Consider the following 9,440-nt stretch of genomic DNA (forward strand, 5'->3'; position numbering starts at 1 on the left):
TATTACCGTTTTGGGTCCGTCCGAGTTCGTCGCCGTGGCAGATCATCGGGACTCCCTGGGACAGCATCAGGGTGGCGATGAAGTTCCGGCGTTGCCGGGCCCGCAGCTCGAGGACTTCCGGGTCGTCGCTGGTGCCCTCGGCGCCGCAGTTCCACGACCGGTTGTGGCTCTCGCCGTCGCGGTTGTCCTCGCCGTTGGCCTCGTTGTGCTTTTCGTTGTAGGACACCAGGTCGTTGAGCGTGAAGCCGTCGTGGCACGTGACGAAGTTGATGCTGGCGCCTGGCCGACGGCCCGTCGCCTCGTAGAGGTCCGACGACCCGGTAAGACGGGACGCGAATTCACCTAGGGTTGCGGGTTCTCCCCGCCAGTAGTCGCGCACGGTGTCTCGGTACTTCCCGTTCCACTCGGTCCACAAACCGGGGAAGTTGCCGACCTGATATCCGCCCTCGCCGATGTCCCACGGTTCGGCGATCAGCTTCACCTGGCTGACCACCGGGTCCTGCTGCACCAGATCGAAGAACGCGCTCAAGCGGTCGACGTCGTGCAACTCACGGGCGAGCGTGGACGCCAGGTCGAAGCGGAACCCGTCGACGTGCATCTCGAGCACCCAGTACCGCAACGAGTCCATGATCAGCTGCAGTGTGTGCGGGTGGCGGGCGTTGAGGCTGTTGCCGGTTCCGGTGAAGTCCTTGTAGAGCTTCTCGTCTCCGTCGAGCAACCGGTAGTAGGCGGCGTTGTCGATGCCGCGGAAGTTGATGGTGGGACCCAGGTGGTTGCCCTCCGCGGTGTGGTTGTAGACCACGTCGAGGATCACCTCGATGCCCGCCTCGTGGAACGACCGCACCATGGTCTTGAACTCGGCGACCGCGCCCCCGGCGTTCTGGTTGGCGGTGTACTGATAGTGCGGCGCGAAGAACCCGAACGTGTTGTAGCCCCAGTAGTTTCGCAGCCCCAAGTCCAGCAGCCTGTGATCGTGCAGGAACTGGTGCACCGGCATCAGCTCGATTGCCGTCACGCCGAGCGACTTGAGGTGTTCGATGATCACCGGATGGGACAGCCCGGCATAGGTTCCGCGTTGCCCCTCGGGGATGCCAGGATGGGTCGCGGTCATGCCCTTCACGTGCGCCTCGTAGATCACCGTCTCGTGATACGGCGTGTTCGGTGACCGGTCGGAGGCCCAGTTGAAGAACGGGTTGATGACGACGCTGGTCATGGTGTGCCCGAGCGAGTTCACCATCGGCGGGGTGCCGCCCGAGGCCAGGTCGTCGGCATCGAGGTCGTAGGAGAACAGCGCCTGGGTGAAGTCGAACGCGCCGTGGAAGGACTTGCCGTAGGGGTCCAGCAGTAGCTTGCTCGGATCGCAGCGATGACCGGCCGCGGGGTCCCACGGCCCATGCACGCGAAATCCGTAGCGCTGCCCTGGCGTGACGGTGGGCAGGTAGCTGTGCCACACGTAGCCGTCGACCTCGTCGAGGGGGATGCGTTCCTCGGTGCCGTCCTTGGCGATCAGGCACAACTCGACCTTGTCGGCCACCTCGGAGAACAGCGAGAAGTTGGTGCCCGCACCGTCGTACGTGGCGCCGAGCGGATATGCGGTGCCTGGCCATACGGTCGTGACCATGTCACCACCAGCCGGTTGAGACGGCGATCTGACGTCCCAGCTCGTTGGTCATGGTGCGCATGTAGGTCGTGGAGATGTGGTGAGAATCGTGATATAGCAACACATTTCCCTCCACAGCGCGGCAGTAGTCCTCACGGCAGACCGCGTCGCTCATGTCGAGCGGTTTCAGCATTGGGAACTGCGCGACGAAATCCAGAGTCGGATTGTGGTCGGACAGTACCTTAGAGCGTTTGATGCCGCAGGAGATGGCGTCGCCGCCGCTGGCCAGGCAGTCGGACGGGAAGAACGGCTTTCCGTTGCGCACCAGCCACGGGGTGTCCCGCATCGCAAGCACCGGGATGCCAGCGTCGGCGAACTCCTGCCAGATGCCGATGTAGGTGCCCGGCATCACGTCGCCGTCCTTGATGTTCCACGGCCGGGTCGACGTGGTGAACACGTAGTCCGGATGGTCGGAGAGCAACCGGTTCATCACCTTGACGTTCCAGTCGCGGCACTTGGGGTACGGCCGGTTGTCACCCATCACCAGCGGTGTCAACTCGGTGGTCAACGGGCAACCCATCTTCAGGTACGTGGTCACCTTGAAGTGGTGCAGCCTGCCGAGCAGATCCAATGAGGTGATCCAGTGCTCGGCGTGCGAACCGCCGGCCAGCGCGATGGTGCGGGTCGCCGACTCGTCGCCGTAGGTGCAGTTGATCACGTCGACGTCGTCGAAGTCACCGATGCAGCCCGCGGTGGTGGTCTCCGGCAGGTCGCTCTTGGCCTCCAGCACCGTCGGCCGCATCGGCAGCTTCGGCACCTTGGCGTGGTTGATCAGAGCACGGGCGCCGGGATAGTCGCGCGACGACAGACCGGACAACTCCTTGCCGTTCTCCCGCTGAATCGTCATGTGTTCACGCCAGGTGAAGGACGTGGCGGTGAGCGCGACGCCCAGCAGGGTGACCACCGAACCCAGCACGATCGTCGGGCGCCGCAGTCGCACCCGGATCGGGATGGAGGCAGCCGGCTTCGGCGTCACGGGGCGCGGGGCGGCGGCGGACTTGTAGCGCAATGGGTTCTCGACGTAGCGGGTGGTCAGCCAGGCCAGCACGCCGGAGACGAGCAGGATCACCGCACCTTCGACGAAGTTGGCCTCGCTGTGACCGCTGTAGGCCAGCCAGAAGATCAGCAGCGGCCAGTGCCACAGGTACAGCGAGTACGCCATTGCACCCAGCGACACGAACGGTGCGGTGGCCAGCAGCCGGTTCGGCGCGGGCAACCGGCCCTCGAGATGCGCGACGTGTGGGTCGGCCACCCGGTTGGCGGCGCTGAGGATGAACAGAATGGTCGCGCCGACCGGAACGAGCGCCCACGGCCCTGGGAACTCCTTGACCCCGTCGATGAGTGCGCCGCAGGACAGGATCGCCGTCAGCGCCACGACGGACACCGTCGTCCGCAACCACATCGGCCACTTCACGTACGGGACCAGCGCGCCGACCAGGGCGCCGAGCAGCAGTTCCCAGCCGCGGGCGAAGCTGTTGTAGTAGGCGGTGGCCTGGTCGGCGTCGTGGGCCACGATCGCGTACCAGAACGAGGCGATCGTCAGCGCGCTCAGGAGCACGATCAGTGCCGGCCTGGTGTATCGGCCAAGACGGCGGCGGAACAGGACCGCGAACCCGAAGACCAGCGCCAGGAAGGCGATGTAGAACTGGCCCTGCACCGACATCGACCAGATGTGCTGCAGCGAGCTGACGGCCTCGCCGGCGGCCAGGTAATCCGAAGCGGTGCTGGCCAATTCCCAGTTCTGGTAGTAGCCGAGGCTGGCGAGGCTCTGGTCGGCGAACGTTTCCCATCGGGTCTCCGGCTGCACGAAGATCGTGAGGACCGCGGACGCCGCGAGCACGACGACGAGGGCAGGCAACAGCCGCCGGACCAACCGCATCACCTCGGGACCCGGGGCCAGCGGGGCCGTCGGCGTCAGCGCCGCGCGCAACAGTCGTCCGCCGAAGAAGAAACCCGAAAGGGCAAGGAAGACGTCGACCCCACCGGAGACACGGCCGAACCAGATGTGGAACACGGCGACGAGCGCAATCGCCACGCCGCGAAGGCCGTCGAGATCGTGCCGGTAGAAACCCGACTTGCGGGTGCCCATGACGGTGCGGGGAGGTGGACCGGCACCGGCGGAGGACGCCGACCGGGGTGGGGCAAGGGTCATCATGGTCGACGGTCAATCTACCTAACCGGGTGACCATGCGCGTTTTGCAATGAGCGCTGGCACGCAGAGAGGATGTCAGCGATGAGCGCTTGCGCGCAGAGAGGATGAACACGTGCCTGCGTTGACGCCTGCCGAGATCAGAGCGATCGACGCCGCCCACGTGTGGCATCCCTACAGCGCGATCGGCGCCGACGCCCTGCCGCCGGTGGTGGCCGTCGGTGCGCGCGGTGCCTGGCTGACGGTCATCGACCCAGCCGGCGACGATGACAGTCCCGTCGAGGTCGTCGATGCGATGAGTTCGTGGTGGACGGCCATCCACGGCCACGGAAACCCGACGCTGGACGCCGCGATCACCGGACAGCTCGCGCAGATGAACCACGTCATGTTCGGCGGGCTCACCCACGAGCCCGCAGCACGGTTGGCCCAGCTGCTGGTTCAGATCACCCCGGACGGTCTGGACACGGTGTTCTTCAGCGACTCCGGCTCCGTGTCCGTCGAGGTGGCGGTCAAGATGGCGCTGCAGTACCAGCGCAGCCGGGGCCGCGAGGGCAAGCACCGGTTGATGACCTGGCGTGGGGGATACCACGGCGACACCTTCACTCCCATGAGCGTGTGCGACCCGGACGGCGGCATGCACGCGCTGTGGACGGACGTGCTGGCCGCCCAGGTGTTCGCACCCCAGGTGCCCCGTGACTACGACCCCGCATACAGCGCCGCGTTCGAGCAACAACTCGCCGAACACGCCGACGAACTCGCCGCCGTCATCGTCGAACCCGTGGTGCAGGGCGCCGGGGGCATGCGCTTCCACGATCCGAGGTATCTGTCGGACCTGCGGGCCGCCTGCACCCGGCAAGACGTGCTGTTGATCTTCGACGAGATCGCCACCGGCTTCGGTCGCACCGGTGCGTTGTTCGCCGCCGACCATGCCGGTGTGAGTCCCGACATCATGTGCGTGGGCAAGGCGCTGACCGGTGGCTACGTCACGCTCGCGGCCACGCTGTGTACCGCCGACGTCGCAGGCACCATCAGCTCCGGCCAGCCGGGTGCGCTGATGCACGGGCCCACCTTCATGGCCAACGCACTGGCGTGCGCCGTGTCGGTGGCATCGGTCGAACTGCTGCTCGGCCAGGACTGGCGGCAAATGGTGGGCGCCATCGAGGCGGGCCTGGCCGACGGATTGGCGCCGGCGCGCTCGCTGCCCGGCGTCGCCGACGTCCGCGTGCTCGGTGGGATCGGGGTGATCGAGATGGATCGGCCGGTCGACATGGCTGTGGCGACGGCGACGGCGCTGCGGCACCGGGTCTGGCTGCGCCCATTCCGCAACCTCGTCTACGTCATGCCGCCGTACGTGTGCACGCCCGATGAGGTCGGCCAGATCACCTCTGCGATGGTCGGCGTCGCCCGTGCACTAACCTGAACGGTGTTCAATCGTCGGCTCGCCGACGTGTTCAATGGCATCGAGGGAGCACGGATGACACGCGTCGACCTTTCGCCGCTGGCCTGGCTCGACGAGGTCGAGCAGCAGCGGCGCGCCGCCGGTCTGCGGCGCTCCCTGCGGACCCGCCCCGCCGTGGGAGCGGAACTCGACCTGGCGTCCAACGACTATCTGGGCCTGTCCCAGCATCCCGTCGTCATCGAGGGCGGGGTCGAGGCACTGCGCACCTGGGGTGCGGGGTCGACGGGGTCCCGCCTGGTCACCGGGAACACCGAACTGCACGAGAACTTCGAGTCGGCGCTGGCCGAGTTCGTCGGCGCGGAGTCCGGGCTGGTCTTCTCCTCGGGTTACACCGCGAACCTGGGCGCGGTGGTGGCGCTGTCCGGCGCGGGGTCGCTGCTGGTGTCCGATGCGCTGACGCACGCCTCCCTGGTCGACGCCTGCCGGTTGTCCCGGGCCCGCGTGGTGGTGACGCCGCACCGCGACGTCGACGCCATCGACGCTGCGCTGAGCGCCCGTGACGAAGCCCGCGCGGTCGTTGTCACGGACTCGGTGTTCAGCGCCGACGGCGTTCTGGCTCCGCTGCGGGAGTTACACGACGTGTGCCGCAGGCACGGCGCGCTGCTGATCGTCGACGAGGCGCACGGCCTCGGCGTGCGCGGCGACGGCGGCCGCGGACTGTTGCACGAGGTCGGTCTGGCCGGTGCGCCAGACGTGGTGGTGACGACGACGCTGTCCAAGGCGCTTGGTAGCCAGGGCGGCGTCGTGCTCGGCCCGGCGGCGGTGCGCGATCATCTGATCGACGCGGCGCGCCCCTTCATCTTCGACACCGGCCTGGCGCCGGCCGCCGTCGGTGCCGCGTGGGCGGCGCTCGGCGTATTGACCGCCGAGCCATGGCGGGCGGGCGAGGTATTGCGGCACGCGGCGACGCTCGCGCAGGTGTGCGGCGTCGCCGAGGCGCCCGAGTCGGCAGTGGTTTCGGTGGTCCTCGGCGAACCCGAGGTGGCGCTGGGCGCGGCGACCGGCTGTCTCGATCGGGGTGTCCGGGTCGGGTGCTTCCGGCCGCCGAGCGTGCCCGCCGGGACGTCGCGACTGCGGCTCACCGCCCGCGCCTCCCTTGACGACGACGACCTGGCCCTGGCCCGACGGGTGTTGACGGAAGTCCTACCTGCGGCACGCCGGAGTCGCCCCGGCGGCGACATCCTGCCCCAGTGACCGTCCTCGTCGTCACCGGAACCGACACCGGCGTCGGCAAGACCGTCGCCACCGCAGCACTGGCCTGCCACGCGCGGTTGGCAGGCTTCGACGTCGCGGTGTGCAAACCGGTGCAGACCGGCGCGGCTGACGGCGACGACGACCTCGCCGAGGTGGCGCGACTCTCGGGCGTCGGCGAACTGACGTCGGGGTGGCGCTATCCCGAGCCGTTGGCGCCGGTGGCGGCGGCGCATCGGGCGGGCATGGCGCTGCCGACGCGCGCCGAACTCGGCGCCCTGATCCGCGGGGCGGACGAACCGGGCAGGCTGACCCTGGTCGAGGGCGCCGGAGGCCTGTTGGTGGAACTCGGCACCGACGGGGTGACGCTGCGCGACCTCGCCGTGGATGTCGGTGCCGCCGTCCTCGTCGTCGTCACGGCCGGCCTTGGCACGCTCAACCACACCGCGCTGACGGTGGAATCGCTTGCCGCGCAGAATGTTCGGTGTGCCGGCCTGATCATCGGCAGGTGGCCGACGGATCCGGGTCCCGCCGAGACCTCCAACCGGGTGGCGCTGGACCGGATCGCGGGCGTGCGGGCGGCGCTGCCCGCTGGCGCGGGTTCATGCAGCGCCGCCGAATTCGAGTCGATCAGCGCGTCCGCGTTCGACCCGCAGTGGGTCACGAGCCTGGTCGGTTGAAATGGTCCATTCCGTCGAGCTGCTCTACGACCCGGACACCGAGGCGACGGTCCGCAACATCTGGGCCGGCCTGACGGAGGCGGGGATCCACGGTCAGACGCCGGCGAGCAGGCCGCATACGACGCTGACCGTCGCGCAGCGCATCGACGCTGACGTGGACGCCTCGTTGGCTGCGTTGGCGAGCCGGTTCCCGTTCCCGTGCCGGATCGGTGCGCCGCTGTTGTTCGGCCGGTCCAAGGCGGTGCTCACGCGGCTGGTGCTGCCAACGGCGGAACTGGTGGACGTGCACGCCGAGGTACACCGGCTGTGCCTGCCGCACGTGCATCCCGGCCCGATGGCGAACGCGACACCCGGTCAGTGGACCCCGCACGTGACGATGGCGCGCCGGGTCGTTGCCGACCAGTTGGGCCTGGCGTTGCGGATCGCGGGTACGCCGCCGGAGATCGTGGGCCACGTCGTCGGGCTGCGCCGCTGGGACGGCGACGCCAAGCGCGAACATCCGATCAGCTGACCGAATCCGCAACCCTTTTCGGTACGCACATCCGCCAGCCATCGATCACCAGTTCGCGTAGTTCGTCGAGTTCTATGGCATCCAGTCGGACGTGAATCCAGTTGTATCTCATGTCCGACGTGCGCGGCAGCATGAACTTGTCCGGCTCGGCGGCCACCATCGCGGCCCGTTCCTCCTTTGGGAAGGCGCACCCCAGCACCGTCTCATCACGCGAGAACGCCAGGTAGACGATGCGCCCCACCCGGAACTTGATCTGGTCGCGCACCACCACCTCGTAAGACCTGGGCAGTGGCGAGACGATGCAGCGCACGTCGTCGACGGAGATCACGCCTCGGACGCTAGTCGGGCCGTCCGACAAACCGACCACCGAACTGCACGTTCGGCAGACGCCTACTCGAACTTCTCCTGCGAAAGGTTGACTTCGGCGCCGCTGTGGGCCGCGATCCCGTCGACGAGAAGTTTTAGCCCGAATGCGAAGCGGGCGTTGGGGTTCTCCGTCAGCACCGACTGTCCGTCAACCAGCGCGCCCGCGGCGTCCCACTGTAGCCGTGACTGCTCGTCGGCGGTGAAGCCGAGCACGTAGTACAGCACCGTGCGGCCGGCGAGGTCGGCGTTGGCCGGGTCGATGCCCCCCTGTGCCGCGGCGGTGGTCAGCCGGGTCAGGATCTCGGTCATCCGTTCGGACTTCCCTGCGGCGAAGCTGGCCGACACCAGTTCGGCGCCGTCGGTGAACGACAGCAGGGCGTCGCGCAGCGCCGTGCAGACACCGACGACACACCGTGACCACGACGCGTCGTCGACGGTGGCCGACGTGGGCTCCAGGATCCGGTCGGCCACGGCACCGAGCAGTTCCTGCTTGTCGGCGAAGTGCCAGTACAACGCGCCGGGGCTGACGCTCAGCTCGCGGGCGAGTCTGCGCATGGTCAGATCGGCGATGCCGTAGTCGTCGAGGAGCTGGGTGGCCTTGTCGACCACGTCGCGTCGGTGCAGCTGCACCCCTGTATCCTAAACACCGTTCAAGTTCGTCCATGCAAGGAGTACCGAGTGACGCAGTCCGCTGTCGACGACACCGGGATCACCGATGTGTTGAGTCTGGCGCGCGAGCAGGTGCTCGAACGCGGCGTCGGGCTCACCCAGGACCAGGTCCTGCGGGTGTTGCAACTGCCCGACGACCAGCTCGAAGAACTCCTGGCGCTAGCCCACGAGGTCCGGATGCGCTGGTGCGGCCCGGAAGTCGAGGTCGAGGGCATCATCAGCCTGAAGACCGGTGGTTGCCCCGAGGACTGCCACTTCTGTTCGCAGTCGGGGCTCTTCGCTTCGCCAGTGCGTAGCGCCTGGCTCGACATCCCGAGCCTGGTGGAGGCCGCCAAGCAGACCGCGAAGTCCGGCGCCACCGAGTTCTGCATCGTGGCCGCGGTGCGTGGCCCCGACGAGCGGCTGCTGGCGCAGGTCGCCGCCGGGGTCGAGGCCATCCGCAACGAGGTCGACATCCAGATCGCCTGCTCGCTGGGCATGCTCACCCAGGAGCAGGTGGAACGGCTGTCGGCGATGGGCGTGCACCGCTACAACCACAACCTGGAGACCGCGCGCTCGTTCTTCACCAACGTGGTCACCACCCACACGTGGGAGGAGCGTTGGGAGACGCTGGCCATGGTCCGCGAGGCGGGCATGGAGGTGTGCTGCGGCGGCATCCTCGGGATGGGCGAGACGCTGGAACAGCGCGCCGAGTTCGCGGCCAACCTCGCCGAACTGGACCCGCACGAGGTGCCGCTGAACTTCCTCAACCCGCG

9 protein-coding genes are annotated in these 9,440 nt (G+C 68.0%); 5 read left to right on the plus strand and 4 right to left on the minus strand.

All coding sequences use genetic code 11. The features are described from left to right. Both glgX and sucT read right to left on the minus strand, forming a co-directional pair. Window positions 1-1,621, minus strand: a 1,621-nt coding sequence (glgX, locus tag QOC69_RS16180) for a glycogen debranching protein GlgX (RefSeq protein ID WP_526441275.1), incomplete at its 3' end; no start/stop codon positions are given. Between the two features lies 1 nt (window position 1,622). Next, complete coding sequence (gene sucT, locus QOC69_RS16185) at window positions 1,623-3,815, minus strand: acetyltransferase SucT (RefSeq protein ID WP_526441277.1); 2,193 nt, start codon at window positions 3,813-3,815, stop codon at window positions 1,623-1,625. A gap of 109 nt (window positions 3,816-3,924) precedes the next feature. On the opposite strand from sucT, the gene bioA reads away from it, so the two are divergent. Genes bioA through QOC69_RS16205 form a run of 4 tightly spaced genes read left to right on the plus strand, consistent with a single transcriptional unit; the run spans window position 3,925 to window position 7,650 of the window. Further along, a complete protein-coding gene (gene bioA, locus QOC69_RS16190; RefSeq protein WP_526441279.1) occupies window positions 3,925-5,229 on the plus strand; it encodes an adenosylmethionine--8-amino-7-oxononanoate transaminase in 1,305 nt (434 codons plus the stop codon). A gap of 54 nt (window positions 5,230-5,283) precedes the next feature. Continuing rightward, a complete protein-coding gene (gene bioF / locus QOC69_RS16195) occupies window positions 5,284-6,462 on the plus strand; it encodes an 8-amino-7-oxononanoate synthase (RefSeq protein WP_526441281.1) in 1,179 nt (392 codons plus the stop codon). Then, a complete protein-coding gene (bioD, locus tag QOC69_RS16200; RefSeq protein WP_526441283.1) occupies window positions 6,459-7,139 on the plus strand; it encodes a dethiobiotin synthase in 681 nt (226 codons plus the stop codon). Before bioF ends, bioD begins: the two co-directional genes overlap by 4 nt. A 1-nt stretch (window position 7,140) precedes the next feature. Further along, complete coding sequence (locus QOC69_RS16205) at window positions 7,141-7,650, plus strand: 2'-5' RNA ligase family protein (RefSeq protein ID WP_526441285.1); 510 nt, start codon at window positions 7,141-7,143, stop codon at window positions 7,648-7,650. On the opposite strand, the gene QOC69_RS16210 is transcribed toward QOC69_RS16205, so the two are convergent. Both QOC69_RS16210 and QOC69_RS16215 read right to left on the minus strand, forming a co-directional pair. After that, complete coding sequence (locus QOC69_RS16210) at window positions 7,643-7,978, minus strand: MmcQ/YjbR family DNA-binding protein (protein ID WP_526441287.1); 336 nt, start codon at window positions 7,976-7,978, stop codon at window positions 7,643-7,645. The two genes, QOC69_RS16205 and QOC69_RS16210, sit on opposite strands and share 8 nt — an antisense overlap. 62 nt (window positions 7,979-8,040) lie before the next feature. Further along, window positions 8,041-8,646, minus strand: coding sequence for a TetR/AcrR family transcriptional regulator (locus QOC69_RS16215; protein WP_526441290.1), 606 nt, complete (start codon window positions 8,644-8,646; stop codon window positions 8,041-8,043). Between the two features lie 78 nt (window positions 8,647-8,724). Between QOC69_RS16215 and bioB the strand changes: the two genes are divergently transcribed. Next, window positions 8,725-9,440 (plus strand): biotin synthase BioB (gene bioB, locus QOC69_RS16220; protein WP_526441292.1); only part of this gene is annotated, 716 nt, incomplete at its 3' end.

It is taken from the genome of Mycobacterium sp., from assembly GCF_032162105.1.
Classification (GTDB): domain Bacteria; phylum Actinomycetota; class Actinomycetes; order Mycobacteriales; family Mycobacteriaceae; genus Mycobacterium.